The 16,570-nt window shown below is 64.4% G+C and carries 14 protein-coding genes and 2 rRNA genes (1 of these 16 only partly in view); 15 read left to right on the top strand and 1 reads right to left on the bottom strand.

The window, feature by feature from the left end; all coding sequences use genetic code 11:
* The 4 genes from HY57_RS20630 to glpK all read left to right on the top strand — a co-directional run.
* Nucleotides 1-1,506: ribosomal RNA gene (locus HY57_RS20630) — 23S ribosomal RNA — on the top strand; it begins 1,373 nt to the left of the window's first position.
* Nucleotides 1,507-1,635: 129 nt separating this feature from the next.
* Nucleotides 1,636-1,748: ribosomal RNA gene (gene rrf / locus HY57_RS20625) — 5S ribosomal RNA — on the top strand.
* Nucleotides 1,749-1,968: 220 nt separating this feature from the next.
* The gene (locus HY57_RS20620; protein ID WP_026033640.1) at nucleotides 1,969-2,526 is read left to right on the top strand and encodes a TIGR00645 family protein; all 558 of its coding nucleotides are present in this window, start codon (nucleotides 1,969-1,971) and stop codon (nucleotides 2,524-2,526) included.
* Nucleotides 2,527-2,607: 81 nt separating this feature from the next.
* The gene (gene glpK, locus HY57_RS20615) at nucleotides 2,608-4,107 is read left to right on the top strand and encodes a glycerol kinase GlpK (protein ID WP_019463561.1); all 1,500 of its coding nucleotides are present in this window, start codon (nucleotides 2,608-2,610) and stop codon (nucleotides 4,105-4,107) included.
* Between the two features lie 75 nt (nucleotides 4,108-4,182).
* Here glpK and HY57_RS20610 read toward each other — a convergent pair whose 3' ends face one another.
* The gene (locus HY57_RS20610; RefSeq protein WP_019463562.1) at nucleotides 4,183-5,118 is read right to left on the bottom strand and encodes a carbohydrate kinase family protein; all 936 of its coding nucleotides are present in this window, start codon (nucleotides 5,116-5,118) and stop codon (nucleotides 4,183-4,185) included.
* 259 nt (nucleotides 5,119-5,377) lie between these two features.
* Between HY57_RS20610 and HY57_RS20600 the strand changes: the two genes are divergently transcribed.
* From HY57_RS20600 to lipA, 11 genes are all read left to right on the top strand, one after another.
* Complete coding sequence (locus HY57_RS20600) at nucleotides 5,378-6,424, top strand: rod shape-determining protein (RefSeq protein ID WP_019463564.1); 1,047 nt, start codon at nucleotides 5,378-5,380, stop codon at nucleotides 6,422-6,424.
* 26 nt (nucleotides 6,425-6,450) lie between these two features.
* Nucleotides 6,451-7,446 carry a rod shape-determining protein MreC gene (gene mreC, locus HY57_RS20595; RefSeq protein ID WP_038580173.1) on the top strand — a complete coding sequence of 332 codons (996 nt, stop codon included), beginning with the start codon at nucleotides 6,451-6,453 and terminating at the stop codon, nucleotides 7,444-7,446.
* A complete protein-coding gene (gene mreD, locus HY57_RS20590; RefSeq protein WP_038580170.1) occupies nucleotides 7,443-7,928 on the top strand; it encodes a rod shape-determining protein MreD in 486 nt (161 codons plus the stop codon). Before mreC ends, mreD begins: the two co-directional genes overlap by 4 nt.
* 4 nt (nucleotides 7,929-7,932) lie before the next feature.
* Entirely contained in the window at nucleotides 7,933-9,948 is a 2,016-nt protein-coding gene (gene mrdA / locus HY57_RS20585) for a penicillin-binding protein 2 (protein WP_019463803.1), read from the top strand.
* Nucleotides 9,945-11,063 carry a rod shape-determining protein RodA gene (gene rodA / locus HY57_RS20580; protein ID WP_019463802.1) on the top strand — a complete coding sequence of 373 codons (1,119 nt, stop codon included), beginning with the start codon at nucleotides 9,945-9,947 and terminating at the stop codon, nucleotides 11,061-11,063. Before mrdA ends, rodA begins: the two co-directional genes overlap by 4 nt.
* 123 nt (nucleotides 11,064-11,186) lie before the next feature.
* Nucleotides 11,187-12,200, top strand: a complete 1,014-nt coding sequence (gene mltB, locus HY57_RS20575) for a lytic murein transglycosylase B (protein ID WP_019463801.1) — start codon at nucleotides 11,187-11,189, stop codon at nucleotides 12,198-12,200.
* A complete protein-coding gene (locus HY57_RS20570; RefSeq protein WP_019463800.1) occupies nucleotides 12,197-13,150 on the top strand; it encodes a septal ring lytic transglycosylase RlpA family protein in 954 nt (317 codons plus the stop codon). Before mltB ends, HY57_RS20570 begins: the two co-directional genes overlap by 4 nt.
* Before the next feature lie 60 nt (nucleotides 13,151-13,210).
* Entirely contained in the window at nucleotides 13,211-14,443 is a 1,233-nt protein-coding gene (locus tag HY57_RS20565) for a D-alanyl-D-alanine carboxypeptidase family protein (RefSeq protein ID WP_019463799.1), read from the top strand.
* 13 nt (nucleotides 14,444-14,456) lie between these two features.
* The gene (locus tag HY57_RS20560) at nucleotides 14,457-14,747 is read left to right on the top strand and encodes a YbeD family protein (protein WP_019463798.1); all 291 of its coding nucleotides are present in this window, start codon (nucleotides 14,457-14,459) and stop codon (nucleotides 14,745-14,747) included.
* Between the two features lie 134 nt (nucleotides 14,748-14,881).
* A complete protein-coding gene (gene lipB, locus HY57_RS20555) occupies nucleotides 14,882-15,550 on the top strand; it encodes a lipoyl(octanoyl) transferase LipB (RefSeq protein ID WP_050997857.1) in 669 nt (222 codons plus the stop codon).
* A gap of 10 nt (nucleotides 15,551-15,560) precedes the next feature.
* A complete protein-coding gene (gene lipA / locus HY57_RS20550) occupies nucleotides 15,561-16,562 on the top strand; it encodes a lipoyl synthase (protein WP_019463796.1) in 1,002 nt (333 codons plus the stop codon).
* The last annotated feature ends 8 nt before the right edge of the window (nucleotides 16,563-16,570 follow it).

The following is a 16,570-nucleotide window of genomic DNA, read 5'->3' as shown; positions in this document are numbered from 1 at the left end:
ATTCCAGCACTTCTCTTAAGTGCGATGTGGGGACGGAGAAAGTTAGGTCTACCGGGCGTTGGTTGTCCCGGGGAAAGGCGGTAGGCATGAGGGTTAGGCAAATCCGGCCCTCTTTATGCCGAGCACCGAGACGAGTCCTATTGGACGAAGTGACTGATACTACGCTTCCAGGAAAAGCCACTAAGCTTCAGCTTAAGAGAAACCGTACCGTAAACCGACACTGGTAGGCAGGGTGAGAATCCCAAGGCGCTTGAGAGAACTCGGGTGAAGGAACTAGGCAAAATGGCACCGTAACTTCGGGAGAAGGTGCGCCCTCCGACGTGGTCACGTGCGTGACTGAGCGTTAGAGGGTCGCAGTAACCTGGCCGCTGCGACTGTTTATCAAAAACACAGCACTCTGCAAACACGAAAGTGGACGTATAGGGTGTGACGCCTGCCCGGTGCTGGAAGGTTAATTGATGGGGTCAGCCGCAAGGCGAAGCTCTTGATCGAAGCCCCAGTAAACGGCGGCCGTAACTATAACGGTCCTAAGGTAGCGAAATTCCTTGTCGGGTAAGTTCCGACCTGCACGAATGGCGTAACGACAGCGGCGCTGTCTCCACCCGAGACTCAGTGAAATTGAAATCGCTGTGAAGATGCAGCGTTCCCGCGGCAAGACGGAAAGACCCCGTGAACCTTTACTACAGCTTCACACTGAACGTTGAGTTCTTCTGTGTAGGATAGGTGGGAGGCTATGAAACCGAGACGCTAGTTTCGGTGGAGCCATCCTTGAAATACCACCCTGAAGTGCTTGACGTTCTAACCTAGGTCCGTAATCCGGATCAGGGACCGTGTGTGGTGGGTAGTTTGACTGGGGCGGTCTCCTCCCAAAGAGTAACGGAGGAGCACGAAGGTACGCTCAGCGCGGTCGGACATCGCGCACTGTGTGCAAAGGCATAAGCGTGCTTGACTGCGAGATCGACGGATCAAGCAGGTACGAAAGTAGGTCTTAGTGATCCGGTGGTTCTGTATGGAAGGGCCATCGCTCAACGGATAAAAGGTACTCCGGGGATAACAGGCTGATACCGCCCAAGAGTTCATATCGACGGCGGTGTTTGGCACCTCGATGTCGGCTCATCACATCCTGGGGCTGTAGCCGGTCCCAAGGGTATGGCTGTTCGCCATTTAAAGTGGTACGCGAGCTGGGTTCAGAACGTCGTGAGACAGTTCGGTCCCTATCTGTCGTGGGCGTTGGAGATTTGAGAGGGGCTGCTCCTAGTACGAGAGGACCGGAGTGGACGTTCCGCTGGTGTTCGGGTTGTCATGCCCATGGCATTGCCCGGTAGCTACGAACGGAAGCGATAACCGCTGAAAGCATCTAAGCGGGAAGCGCGCCTCAAGATGAGATCTCCCGAGACTTCGAGTCTCCTTAAGGCACCATCAAGACTAGGTGGTTGATAGGCACGGTGTGGAAGTGCAGCAATGCATTGAGCTTACGTGTACTAATGAGCCGTGAGGCTTGACCATATAACCCCAAGACGCTTCGCTAGAGACAACTCGTCTCAACGAATCATCTCGATCGGTTCACCCAAATCGCTTGTCACTCGTTTACACCCTCTGCGGAACTGGCGCTCTAAGCGCTGTTCCCACCCTTTCCCTGGCGGCTATAGCGCTGTGGTCCCACCCGATCCCATCCCGAACTCGGAAGTGAAACGCAGCTGCGCCGATGGTAGTGTGAATCCTCATGCAAGAGTAGGTCACCGCCAGGGGCTTTATCCCTCAAACGCCTTCCCATCCGGGAAGGCGTTTGTCTTTGCGCGTTCCGAAAATCGGCGCGCGTTTGGACGTCCAAACCAGAGCGCGCGGCGGGTTGCTAATCGCCGGCAGCGCGTACAGCCCACTTCAGCATGAATGGCCGCGAGCAACGCGATATTCATGTGCGCAAGAATTTGCGATCATCCGTAGTCCAATTCCGACAACGTGATGCGTATGACGACTCCTCAAAAGAGCCGCCTTGGTCCACTTCCTTATCTGATTTTCTCTTCCCGCTGGTTGCAGCTGCCGCTGTACCTGGGCCTCATCGTTGCCCAGGCCATCTATGTCGTGCAGTTCGTGCGCGAACTCTGGCATCTCGTCGACGCGACCTTGTTTGGCCACCTGCCTGCGGGCACAGCCGACAGCGCGGAAACGACCATCATGTTGACCGTGCTGGGCCTGATAGACGTGGTGATGATCTCCAACCTGTTGGTCATGGTGATCGTCGGCGGCTATGAAACCTTCGTGTCGCGCCTGAAGCTGGATGGTCATCCGGACCAGCCGGAATGGTTGTCGCACGTGAACGCGACGGTGCTCAAGGTGAAGCTCGCCATGGCCATCATCGGCATTTCGTCGATCCACCTGCTCGCCACCTTCATCAAGGCGGCGTCCCTCGACGCCGAAACCATCAAATGGCAGGTGCTGTTGCACCTCGCGTTCGTCGTGTCGGCGCTCGCCCTGGCCTTCATCGATCGCATCATGCAGCCCGGCGACAAGACCGCTGCGCACTGAGTACATCGTCGGCCCCGTGCATCCGGGGCCGATGTTGCTACGCTTGGCGCGTCATCCGGGTGCATGCGGGAGCGAGCGGGCGTGAAACAGCGTTACATCCTGGCCCTTGATCAGGGAACGACGAGCTCCCGGGCGATCCTGTTCGATCACTCCGGCTCGGTCGTCGGCACGGCGCAGCGCGAGTTCGCGCAGATCTTCCCCCAACCGGGCTGGGTCGAGCACAACCCGCGCGAGATCCTCACTAGCGTGCTGGTGACAGTCACCGAGCTGCTCGCCAATACGCAGGTGGAGCTCGCGGAAATCGCAGCCATCGGTATGACCAACCAGCGTGAAACCACCGTGGTGTGGGATCGCGCCACCGGCCAGCCGATCCACAACGCGATTGTCTGGCAGTCCCGCCAGAGCATGGAGATCTGCGAACGCCTGCGGCAGGGTGGTTACGACGCGCTGGTGCGCGAACGCACCGGGCTGCTGATCGACGCCTATTTCTCGGCCACCAAGCTGCGCTGGATTCTCGATCACGTCGACGGTGCGCAAGCCCGCGCGGAGCGTGGCGAGCTGTTGTTCGGCACGATCGATAGCTGGCTGATCTGGAACCTGAGTGGCGGGAGCGCGCACGTGACGGACGTGAGCAACGCCGCGCGCACCTTGCTCTACGACATTCATCGACGCAAGTGGGATGACGACCTGCTTGCCATGCTCGACATTCCACGGGCGATGCTCCCGGTCGTGCGCTCCAACAGCGAAATCTACGCCCACACGGCACCCGCGCAGTTCTTCGGCGCGAGCGTGCCGATTGCCGGCGTCGCGGGTGATCAGCAGGCTGCATTGTTCGGGCAAGCCTGCTTCAGTCGGGGCATGGCCAAAAACACCTACGGCACCGGCTGCTTCATGCTGATGAACACCGGCGAGCAGGCGGTTCCGTCCCGGCATGGATTGCTGACGACCATCGCCTGGCAGCTGGGTGATCGTGTGGACTACGCCCTGGAGGGCAGCATCTTTGTCGCTGGATCCGTGATCCAATGGCTGCGCGACGGCCTGCGGATGCTGGGCAAGGCGTCGGACTCGCAGGCCTACGCGGAGCGCGTTGCCTCCAGCGAGGGCGTCTACATGGTGCCGGCATTTGTCGGCCTGGGCGCACCCTACTGGCGCAGTGACGTGCGGGGCGCGGTCTTTGGCCTGAGTCGCGGCACGAACAAGGAGCATTTCGTGCGGGCGGCACTCGAATCAATGGCCTATCAGTCGCGCGATGTGCTCACGGCAATGGAGGCCGACGCAGGCATCGCGTTGAAAGAACTGCGCGCCGACGGCGGCGCCATCGCCAACGACTTCATGGCGCAGTTTCAGAGCGACATGCTCGGCGTTCCCGTGCTGCGCCCGCGGGTGCAGGAAACCACCGCGCTCGGTGCCGCCTACCTGGCGGGCTTGGCGGTGGGTTTCTGGGAGAGTTGCGAGGAAATCGCCGCGTTGTGGCAGGTGGACCGGCGATTCACCCCGATCATGCAGGAAACCGAACGCAGCCAGCTCTATCGAGGCTGGCAGGACGCCGTCCAGGCCACCATGGGTTTTCGCGTCGGCTGAAATGAACAAGGCCTCCGTGAAGGAGGCCTTGTCGTGTCGGTCAGGCCCGACGAATTGCCGTATGGACGGCTATCTTCAGTCGATCGAGTAGCCGAACTGTTCTTTGAATTCCGCCGAGAACTGCGCGTAGTCGAAGTACTGGTTCTGCGTGCCCGGGTGCTCCACTTTCAGCGCACCCATCAGCGATGCCATGCGACCGACGGTCGGCCAATCCTTGCCCTTCATGATGCCGAAGATCAGGCCGGCGCGGTAAGCGTCGCCGCAACCGGTCGGATCCACCACCTGGCGTTCGCGTGCCGCCGGGATTTCATGCATCGTACCTTCGGTGTGGATCTGCGAACCGCGCGGGCCCAGCGTGACGATGTAGGCCTTCACGCGCGAGGCGATTTCCTGCGCGGTCCAGCCCGTGCGCTGCTGCAGCAGCTGCGACTCATAGTCGTTGACGATGACGTAGGTGGACTTCTCGATCATCGAGCGGAACTCGGCGCCGTCGAACAACGGCATCGCCTGGCCCGGGTCGAAGATGAAGGGCACGCCGCGCGCCGCGAACTCGTCGACGTGCTGCAGCATCGCATCACGGCTGTCCGGCGCCACGATGGCGAAGCTGATCTCCGGAATGTCGCGCACGTGATTGGTGTGCGCACTGAGCATGGCGCCCGGATGGAAGGCCGTGATCTGGTTGTTGTCCAGGTCGGTGGTGATGAAGCACTGCGGCGTGAACTGGTCATCGAACACGCGCACGTAGTCCAGGCGAATGCCGCACTTCTGCATGTGGGCCTGGTAGGGGCCAAAATCCTGGCCCACCGTGGCCACCGGCAGCGGATCGCCGCCGAGCAGCTTGAGGTTGTAGGCAATGTTGCCGGCGCAGCCACCGAATTCGCGACGCATGCGGGGCACCAGGAACGACACGTTCAGGATATGGACCTGGTCCGGAAGGATGTGGTTCTTGAACTGGTCCTGGAACACCATGATGGTGTCGTAGGCGAGCGATCCGCAGATGACGGCAGACATGGTGCGAGGAAATTCCCTGGCAGATGGGTGGCAGTCCGGGCAGCGCTTGCGCCAGCCTGGCTCAAAGTTCCAGATCATACCGGCAACCGATCTCGATCGCGACTTTCTTGCGATCCCGGCCGCTGCGGCGCGGCGCACAAAACCCGGCTATCACAGCGTAATTAAAGGCTTTCTTAACGAGATTGGCCTTGCGGTCCGGGAACTTGCTGACTAGACTGGCGCGCTTACTTTTTAGCCAGAGCCGGCGCGCGGCGGACCCATGTTCAAGAAGTTTCGCGGATTTTTCTCCAACGACATTTCGATCGACCTCGGCACGGCCAACACGCTCATTTATGTGCGGGGCCAGGGCATCGTCCTGAACGAACCGTCGGTGGTGGCCATTCGCCAGGACCGTGGTCCGGGCGGCCCGCGTGCCGTGGCCGCGGTTGGCAGCGACGCCAAGAAGATGCTGGGTCGCACGCCGGGCAATATCGCCACGGTGCGCCCGATGAAGGACGGCGTGATCGCCAACTTCTCGATGACCGAGGCGATGCTGCAGCACTTCATCAAGCAGGTGCACAAGTCGCGCATGCTGCGCCCGAGCCCGCGCGTGCTGGTTTGCGTGCCCTGCGGCTCCACCCAGGTGGAGCGCCGCGCCATCAAGGAATCGGCCGAAGGCGCCGGTGCCCGCGACGTGTTCCTGATCGAAGAGCCCATGGCCGCCGCCATCGGCGCCGGCATCCCGGTGCATGAGGCGCGCGGCTCGATGGTGCTGGATATCGGTGGCGGCACGTCCGAAGTGGCCGTGATCTCGCTGAACGGCATCGTCTACTCGCAGTCCGTGCGCGTGGGTGGCGACCGTTTCGACGAAGCCATCATCAACTACGTGCGCCGCAACCACGGCACCCTGATCGGCGAATCCACGGCCGAGCGCATCAAGCTGGAAATCGGCTGTGCGTTCCCGCAGACGGACGTGAAGGAGATCGAGATCTCCGGCCGCAACCTCGCCGAGGGCGTGCCGCGCATGTTCACCATCAACTCCAACGAGGTGCTGGAAGCGCTGCACGAGCCGCTGTCGGGCATCGTGGCTGCGGTGAAGTCCGCCCTCGAGCAGACCCCGCCGGAACTGTGCTCCGACGTCGCCGAGCGCGGCATCGTGCTCACCGGCGGCGGCGCGCTGCTGCGCGACCTGGATCGCCTCATTTCCGAGGAAACCGGCCTGCATGTGCAGGTGGCCGACGAGCCCCTGACCTGCGTGGCCCGTGGCGGTGGCAAGGCGCTGGAGCTGATCGACCAGCACGGCAGCGATTTCTTCGCTCCGGAATAAACCTAGCGACAGGGGTGGGTTAAGCGATGGCGCTTGCGCGCGAGGAATCCTCGCCCCTGTTTGCCGGCACGGTCGCCGGTACGCTCAGGCTCATTATCTATCTTGCGCTAGCCATGGTGCTGATGGTGCTCGACCATCGCAACGGCTGGATCTGGCGCCTGCGCTACACCACGTCGGTGCTGGTCGAGCCCGTGTACCGGCTCGCCAGCTTGCCGGCCACCGGCATGCGCACCCTCAGCGTGGCCTTTTCCGATCGCAAGATGCTTACCGAGCAGAACCAGCGCCTGCGCGAGGATCTGTTGCTGGCCAACGCCAAGCTCAACCGCATGGCAGCCGTGGCCGAGCAGAACGAGCGCCTGAAGCAGCTGCTCGACACCCAGCACAGCCTTGATCTCAACGTGCAGCTGGCCCGCGTCATCGATGTGGACCTGGGCACGTCCAACCGTCGCCTGCTGGTCAATCTGGGTTCGCACGATGGCGTCAAGCTGGGGCAGGTCGTGATCGATGCCCACGGCGTGATGGGCCAGGTGGTGCAGGTGATGCCCCGTACGTCCCTGGTGATGCTGGTGACCGACCCCGACCACGCCATTCCGGTGGTGATCGAGCGCACCGGCTTCCGCACGGTGGCCTATGGCACGCGCGAGGGTGACCTGCTGAGCCTGCCCAATATCTCCATGGCCGCCGATGTTCATCCCGGCGACAAGTTGCTGACCTCGGGCCTTGGCGGGCGCTTCCCGACGGGCTTTCCCGTGGGCGAGATCCAGAGCGTGGAACCGGCGGGGTCGGGCATGTTCCTGGAAGGGCGCGCGCGCCCTGCGGCTGACCTGGATCGCAGCGACAACGTACTCATCATTCACGATCTGGCCGAGCCAGTGGGGCCGCCCGAGCCGGCCGTGCCGGCGGGTCCGCCCGCTGACCTGGCCCCCGCGCCGGCCTCCGCGGGCAGCGCCGCGCCGCCGGCGAGCCCGGCGGCGGCCACCGGCACGGCCGCAGCCGCCACGAACCCGGCGGTGCAGCCATGAGCAAACCTCGCGTCAGTCTGCTGTGGTTCGTGGGCACGCTGGTGTTCGCCGTGCTGTCCATGCTGATTCCGCTGCCGGCACCGCTGCAGCCCTTCAAGCCCTACTGGCCGGCCCTGTTCCTGCTGTATTGGTCGCTGGAATCGGGTGACCGCGTCACCCTGGGCCTGGCTTTCGTCGTGGGCCTGTGCGCGGACCTGCTGGACGGCGTGCTGCTCGGCGAACAGGCCATGCGCCTGTGCGCGATGGTGTTCATCGTCCTGCGTTTCCGTTCGCGCCTGCGTTTCTTCCCGATGTGGCAGCAGACGCTGGCCGTGCTGGCCCTGTTGTTGAATGACCGCGTGCTGCTGCTGATTGTGCGCACGTTCGCGGGCGATGCGTTGCCGTCGGCGACGTGGTGGATCTCGCCGTTCGTCGGCGCCGCGCTTTGGCCGTTCCTGTTCCTGCTCATGGACGACCTGCGCATGCGCCTGCGCATCCAGTAACGCCATGGCACTGCGGCGACGCGCCATCAAGGATGCCCGCGGCGAAGCCACGCTGTTCCGCGTGCGCGCCTTCGTGGGCTTTGCGCTGATCCTTATCGGCCTGGGCGTGCTGGTGGCGCGTTACCAGTACCTGCAGGTGCGGCGCCACGACGAGTTCGCCCTGCGCTCCGAGAACAACCGCATGAAGCCGCGCGCCATTCCGCCCGCGCGCGGCCTCATCTACGACCGCAACGGCGTGTTGCTGGCCGACAACGTGCCGGCGTTCCGTCTGGAAGTGGTGCCCGAGCAGGTGAAGGACATGCAGGGCATGCTGTCCTCCCTCCGCGAGGTCGTGCCGCTGGACGACGGCGACCTCGAGGCCTTCAGGAAGCAGCTCAAGCAGAACCGCCGTTTCGACAGCGTGCCGCTGAAGCTGCACCTCACCGAGGATGAGATCGACCGGTTCGCCATCAACCGCTGGCGTTTCCCGGGCGTGGACGTGGTGCCCTATCTCACCCGCCGTTACCCGTACGGCCCCCTGTTCGCGCACGTGGTGGGCTATGTGGGGCGCATCGATGCGGACGACATGAACCGCCTCGACCAGGATCGCTACAAGGGCACCAGCCACGTCGGTCGCAGCGGTCTGGAGCGCTCGTACGAGGACATGCTGCACGGCGAGCCCGGCTACGAGCTGGTCGAAGTGAATGCCGACGGCCGCGTGCAGCGCGTGCTGGAAACCCATGCGCCCACGCCGGGCAAGAACCTCTACCTGAGCATCGACATGCGGGTGCAGAAGGCGGCCACCGATGCCTTCCAGGGGCGGCCGGGCTCCGCGGTGGCCATCGATCCGCGCAATGGCCAGGTGCTGGCCATGGCCAGCGTGCCGAGCTTCGACCCCAACCTGTTCGTCAACGGCATCAGCAAGGCGGACTACACGGGCTACATGACGGCCGAGGACAAGCCGTTGCTCAACCGCGCGCTGAAGAGCGCGTATCCGCCGGGTTCGACGGTGAAGCCGTTCCTCGCGCTGGGTGGTCTGGAACTGGGCATCCGCCGTCCGGAGGACACCGTGCTGTCGACGGGCGAATTCTGTATCCCGGGCCAGCAGCGCTGCTATCGCGACGACGTGCGTGGCGGCAACGGCACGGTGAACATGGTGCGAGCCATCCAGCTCTCCACCAATACGTACTTTTACAAGCTCGCGCTCGACATGGGCATCGACCGGCTGGCCAACTGGATGGGTAGCCTGGGCTTCGGCAAGAAGACGGGGATCGACCTGCTGGGTGAGGCCGAAGGCATTCTGCCGTCGCCGGAGTGGAAGGCCACGCGCAGCAAATACCCCTGGTTCAAGGGCGAAACCGTGATCGCCGGCATCGGCCAGGGTTACTGGAACGTCACCGCGCTGCAGCTCGCCCATGCCACGGCCACCTTTGCCGGCCACGGCACGCCGTATGCGCCACGGCTGGTAATGGCCACCTCCGCCGTGAAGGAGCGCCCGGTGCCATTGCCCAACACGCCCGCCGGGCCTTCGCTGATCCGCAAGCCGCATGATTGGGATGTGGTGAATCAGGGCATGCTAGCCGTGGTCAATGAGGTGGGCGGTACGGCCAAGGGGCAGTTCACCGGCTTTCCGTACCTTGTGGCGGGCAAGAGCGGTACCGCGGAGCGTTTCTCCCGGCGTAGCAACGAATACGACACCAACAAGAACACCGCCTATCTGGCCGCGCGCCACCGCGCATGGTTCATCGGTTACACGCCTGCAGAGGCCCCCCGCATCGCCGTTGTCGCCATGCTGGAATCGGGTGCGTGGGGCGCGTCGGACGCCGGCCCCATCGTGCGCAAGGTGATGGAAGCATGGCTAGCCTCGACCGGCGGTCCCGTGCCGCCGAAGAACCCGGAAGGCGAGCCGGCGGCTCCCTCCAGCGCGCCGGACGTGCCCGAAGACACGCCCGTCGTCTCGCCAGCGGACATGTCCACCATGCCAACAGTCCCGGCCGACAGCGCCAGCGCCGCACCGCCCGAGGATGGAGGCAACCCATGATCGACGAGCTCCAGGCGCGCCTGATGCAACTGCTGCGCCGCATGGCGAAGCGGCCGCGCATCGATATCCCGCTGGCCCTCGGCCTGATGGTCCTCGCCGGTGTGGGGCTGATGACGCTCTACAGCGCCAGCGGCGGCAACATGGCCATGATCGGCGGGCAGGCCGCGCGCTTTGCGATGGGCGGCGTGCTCGTGCTGCTCATTTCGCGCATTCCGCCGCAGACCCTGCGCACCTGGACGCCGTGGCTTTACGCGGCCAGCATTTTCCTCCTGCTGGTGGTGGCGGCCATCGGCGAGGTCCGCAGCGGCTCCAAGCGCTGGCTGAACCTGGGCGTCATGTCGTTCCAGCCGTCGGAGCTGCTCAAGCTCACCATGCCGATGATGGTGGCGTGGTACCTGCATCCGCGCCAATTGCCGCCGAGCTGGAAGGACATCATCGCGGTAGGCATCCTCATCGGCATCCCGGCCGGCCTCATCGCGGAACAGCCTGACCTGGGCACGGCCTTGCTGGTATCGGCGGCAGGCGCCTTCGCGCTGTTCCTGTCCGGCATGCGCTGGTGGAAGATCGGCAGCCTGTTGGCCGCCGTGGGCGCCATGATCCCGGTGGCCTGGCATTTCCTGCACGAATACCAGCGCAATCGCGTGCGCACCTTGCTGGATCCGGAATCCGACCCGCTGGGCAATGGCTGGCACATCATCCAGTCGCAGATCGCCGTGGGTTCCGGTGGCCTGTTCGGCAAGGGCTGGCAGCACGGCACGCAGTCGCGCCTGGATTTCCTGCCCGAGCACACCACCGACTTCATCTTCGCCGTGTTTTCCGAAGAGTTCGGGTTGGTCGGCGTGATCGGCGTGATGCTGCTCTATGCCTTCATCATCGGCCGCTGTCTGTGGATCGCCATGGAAGCGCGCGATACCTATTCGCGCCTGCTGGCCGGCGCCATCGGCATGAGCTTCTTCGTCTACGTGTTCGTCAACGGCGGCATGGTGGCGGGCATGTTGCCGGTGGTAGGCGTGCCGATGCCGTTGATCAGCTATGGCGGCACGTCGGCGGTGTCGCTGCTGACTGGCTTCGGCGTGCTGATGTCGATCTACGCGAACCGCAAAATCCACAAATAGCCGCGGCGCCAGCCGCATGCCGGGTGCCGGGCCGGCATGCCTGAAATCTCCGGCAAACCAAGTGTTTTCCGCTGTCAGCATGCTAGGCTAGCCGCGTAGCCGTTTTCGACAGTGAAGTCATTCATGCCCTCGATTCCCGCGTCGCTCCCGACTCGTCGCCTCGTCGCCTCGCTGGGCCTTCTTTTCGCCACGGCATGCATGCCGGCCCTCGCAGAAACCCATCCCGGACAAGATCAGCTGGTCAGCGAAGTGGCCCGCGACACGGGCAAGAGCACGACGTCGTTGAACGCCCTGCTGGATGGTGCGAAGAAGCAGCAGAGCATCCTGGACGCGATCAGCCGCCCGGCCGAGGCGAAGCCCTGGAAGGACTATCGCCCGATCTTCATCACGCCCCAGCGCATCAACGATGGCATCGCGTTCTATCGTGAGCATCGCGCGCTGCTGGAAAGCATCGGCAAGCAATACGGCGTGGCGCCCGAGTACATCGTGGCGATCGTCGGCGTGGAAACCTCGTACGGCAAGATCACCGGCAAGTACAAGGTGCTCGACGCGCTGGTGACGCTGGGCCTTTACTACCCGCCGCGCGCCACCTTCTTCCGCGACCAGCTCAAGACGCTGCTGGAACTGCCCGACAACCACCTTGCCGGCCCGGTCGACACGCTCACCGGCTCATATGCCGGTGCGCAGGGCTGGGGCCAGTTCATGCCGTCCAGCATTCGTGACTTCGGCGTGGATGCCGATGGTGACGGCCGCATCGACCTGAAGAACTCCCTGCCTGACATCTTCGCCAGCGTCGCCAACTACTTCGCCAAGCACGGCTGGCAGACCGGTGGCCCCGTGGCCGCGCCGGCGCGCGCCGATGGTGCCCCCAGGCCCATTTCCGTCAAGGACTCCAAACCGCAATGGCCGGTCGAGCAGCTCGAAGCGTGGGGCTACGCGCCCGTGCAGTCGCTCAACCCCGCCCAGCCCAGCAGCCTGCAGTCGCTGCAGGGCGCCGATGGCATGGAATACTGGTTCACCTTCCAGAATTTCTACGTGATCACCACCTACAACCGCAGTCCGCTGTATGCGCTGGCCGTGCACCAGCTGGCGCAGGCGATCGCGCAAGGGGTCAACGGGATGGATGCCACGCAATGAGGTGGCGGCTCGCGCTGCCACTCCTGCTGATGGCGCTGCTGGCCGGTTGCAGCGGCGGCAAGACCCGTCCCTCCGCGCCGGGCTCGGCGGCGGGGGCGGGCTCGTCCTCTCGCGGCACCAAATGGTCCGGCACCAACGGCGGCGCCTCGTCGCGCGGTGGGGTCAACGACGACATCAGCCGGCCGCAGAGCAGCCGCTATCGCGACGACGCGGACAGCGTGCCCGAAGGTCCGCCGCCCGAAGTCATCGCCAAGCTGCCCGAGCCCGTACCGAAGGTGGAGCCGCGCGCGCTGTACGGCAACAAGTCGCCCTATACCGTGCTGGGCCAGACCTACAACGTACTGGCTTCGCCCAACGGCTATGTGGAGCGCGGCATCGCCTCGTTCTACGGCAACAAATTCCACGGGTACAAGACCTCGAGTCTCGAGGACTACGACATGTACCAGTTCAGCGCTGCGCACAAGACGCTGCCCATTCCCAGCTATGCGCGCGTGACCAATCTGGAAAACGGCAAGAGCGTGATCGTGCGCATCAACGATCGCGGCCCGTTCCATGAAAACCGCGTCATCGACCTGTCCTACGCCGCGGCCGTGCGCATCGGCGTGTGGCCCAAGGGCACCGGGCTGGTGGAAGTGCGCGCCATCGATCCTTCGCAGCCGCTGACCGCGCAAACCCTGCCGCCGCCACCGCCGCCGCCCAAACCTGCCAGCCCAGGGCCCGGCATTTACCTGCAAGTGGGTGCATTCTCTGACGCCACCAACGCCGAGCGGGTGGCACAGCAATTGCGCGCCGCCAATTTTGCGCCGGTACAGGTGGTGGATGCCCAAATCAACGGCCGCAGTATTCGGCGCGTGCGCGTGGGGCCGCTCGCAGGCGTGGACCAGGCCGACGATGTCACCTCGCGCATCGAGAATATGGGGCTGCCCAGGCCGCAGGTCGCGGTAGACTGACGCATTGATTGAAACGTGCGGCGCCCCGGCGCCGCGATAGCCATTGGACCGAACCGAACGATGAACCTGATCCGCCGTACCCTTTCCTCGCTTGCCATCGCCGCCCTGGTCGTCGGCACGGCCGTTGCCCAGCAGACCCCGCCCAAGCCTGTTCCGGTGCCGCGTCCGGTCGCGCCCGAGGCGCCGGTGCCGCCGCCGCCGGACGTGGACGGCAAGGCCTGGGTGCTGATGGACTACGCCACCGGCCAGGTGCTGGCGTCGAAGGAGCCCGACCTGCGCGTCGAGCCGGCATCCATCACCAAGATCATGACCGACTACGTGGTCTCGGCCGAGGTGGCCAACGGCAAGGTCCACATGACTGATCCGGTGACCATCAGCGAGAACGCGTGGCGCAGCGGCGGCGCAGGCACCGACGGCTCCACCAGCTTCCTCAAGCTCAACAGCCAGGTGCCGCTGAAGGACCTGCTGTACGGCCTGATCATCCAGTCCGGCAACGATGCCGCCATCGCGCTGGCCGAACACACCGCCGGTTCGGAGCAGGCCTTTGCTGGCCTGATGAACGGTTATGCCAAGCAGCTGGGCATGACCAATACGAATTTCCAGAATGCATCGGGCTACCCGATCGCCAACCACTACAGCACGGCGCGCGACATCGCCATTCTCTCGCGTGCGCTGATCCACGACTTCCCCGAGGACTATGCGATCTCGGCGATCAAGGACTTCGAGTGGAACGGCATCAAGCAGCACAACCGCAACCTGCTGCTGTGGCGTGACCCGACCGTCGACGGCATCAAGACCGGCCACACCGCTGCGGCGGGTTTCTGCCTGGCCGCCTCGGCCAAGCAGGGCGATGCGCGCATGATCGCCATCGTGATGGGCTCGACCAACGAGAAGACCCGTGCCGATGCCGCGATGGCGTTGATGAGCTACGGTTTCCGCTTCTATGAGACGCACAAGCTGTATGACGGCGACAAGCCGCTGGCAACGCCGAAGCTGTGGAAGGGTCAGTCCAACCAGCTGCCGCTGGGCGTGGCCGACAACGTGCTGGTCACCGTCAAGCGCGGCGACTATGACAAGCTGAAGGCCACGCTGGACGTTCCCGCCACCCTGGTCGCCCCCTTCACCAAGGGTCAACAGGTGGGCACGCTGCGCGTCACGCTGGACGGCCAGCCGGTGCAGAACGTGCCGCTGATCGCGCTTGCCGATGCACCGCAGGCCGGTTTCTTCGGCCGCCTGTGGGACAGCATCATGCTGTGGTTCCACAGCGACAAGAAGCCCGACGAGACCAAGTAACGGAGGTGCACTGATGCGTGATATCGACACCATCGAAGCCCAGCAGGAAGGCCAGGGCTTCCAGTTCCCCGGTGAGTTTGAAATCACCGCCATGGGCAATGCCAATGCGGACCTGAAGGCGCGCGTGCCGCAGATCCTGGAAGGCATCGGTCTGCACGTGCTGCATGAGACGGTCAAGCACCGCGACTCGCGCGAGGGCAACTTCATCTCGGTGACGGTGAGCTTCCGCGCCGAGACCCGCGAGCAGTACGACCAGGCGCACACCTCGCTGCGCGCCGATCCGGATATCCGTTACACGCTGTAAGCCACCCCGGGGCGCCCAGCCGCCCCGGCATCCGGCGGGCCGACCGTGCCCGCCGGGCACCGCGATGACTTCCAGCCCTTGCAAGGGCGGTCTCACGGCCGCAGATAATCAGCTCTATCCCCAGGTCAGCCCCCATGTCCTTGCCGCTCAAAGTCCGTCGTCTCGGTCGCCAGCCTTACGAGGCGACCTGGGAGGCGATGAGCCAGTTCACCAACAACCGGGGGCCCGACACGCCCGACGAGCTCTGGCTGCTCGAGCATGACCCCGTGTTCACCCTCGGCCAGGCCGGCAAGGACGAACACGTGCTGGCGCCCGGCGATATCCCGGTGATCCATGTGGACCGCGGCGGTCAGGTGACCTATCACGGCCCCGGCCAGATCGTGGCGTACCCGATGATCGACCTGCGCCGGGTCGGCGTGGGCGTGCGCGAGCTGGTCCACAAGATCGAGCAGGCCATCATCGACACCCTCGGCCACTGGAACATCGGCGCCGACCGCCTGGAGGGCGCCCCGGGCGTCTACGTGGCGGGCGCCAAGGTGGCGGCGCTGGGCCTGCGCGTCCGGCGCGGCTGCAGCTTCCATGGCCTGGCCTTCAACGTGAACATGGATCTTGAGCCCTATCACCGCATCAATCCTTGTGGCTACAAGGGTTTGGCGGTCACGCAGGTGCTAGACTTGGGCGGTCCGTCGCGCCTGTCGGACGTCGAGGACGCCCTGGTGGAGGAGTTCTGCCACCAGTTCGGGTTCGTCGCTGAGGCCGCGCCCCCCATCCTTCCTGAACTACCCGCTCGCGTAGCGGTCTGAGTTTGCCTACATGAGCGAAACCTCCACTTCCAAGGCCATCCCGATCAGCGTCGTCGCCGGAGCTCCCGTCGAGAAGCAATTGGGCAACGACAAGATCGGGCTCAATCGCGCCGGCTTCGAAACGAACGTACCCACGCTGCGCAAGCCGAGCTGGATCCGCGTGCGCCTGCCGCAGGGCAACGCCGTGCAACAGCTGAAGTCGCGCCTGCGCGAGAACTCGCTGGTCACGGTGTGCGAGGAAGCCTCGTGCCCGAACATCCACGAGTGCTTCAGCAAGGGCACCGCCACCTTCATGATTTTGGGTGAGGTCTGCACCCGCCGCTGCTCGTTCTGCGACGTGGCGCATGGCCGCCCGGCCGCGCCCGATCCGCTGGAACCGGCGCGCCTGGCCGAGACCATCCGCGACATGCGCCTGAAGTACGTGGTGATCACCTCGGTGGACCGCGACGACCTGCGCGACGGCGGTGCCGAGCATTTCGCCGCGTGCATCCGCGCGACGCGTCATGCGGCACCGAACATCAAGATCGAGATCCTCACGCCCGACTTCCGCGGCAAGGGCCGCATGGAGCGCGCGCTGGAAGTGCTCAAGGACTTCCCGCCGGACGTGTTCAACCACAACCTGGAAACCGTGCCGCACCTCTACCGCGAAGTGCGGCCGGGCGCGGACTACCAGTGGTCGCTGGACCTGCTCAAGCGCTTCAAGGCGCAGCATCCGGACGTGCCGACCAAGTCCGGCATCATGCTGGGCCTGGGCGAGACGATGGAGCAGGTGCTCGAGACCATGCGCGACCTGCGCGCGCATGACGTGGACATGATCACCATCGGCCAGTACTTGCAGCCTACGCCGCACCACCATCCGGTGATCCGCTACTGGACGCCGGAAGAATTTGAATCCCTGCGCGAAGCCGGCGAGGCGATGGGCTTCCATCACGTCGCCTCCGGTCCGCTGGTGCGTTCGTCCTACCACGCTGACCTGCAGGCTCACGCCGCGGGTGTCACCGAGCACGCCTGAGAGCTCAC

The organism is Dyella japonica A8, assembly GCF_000725385.1.
Lineage (GTDB): Bacteria > Pseudomonadota > Gammaproteobacteria > Xanthomonadales > Rhodanobacteraceae > Dyella > Dyella japonica_C.
This window is presented reverse-complemented; position numbering and strand designations above follow the sequence as displayed.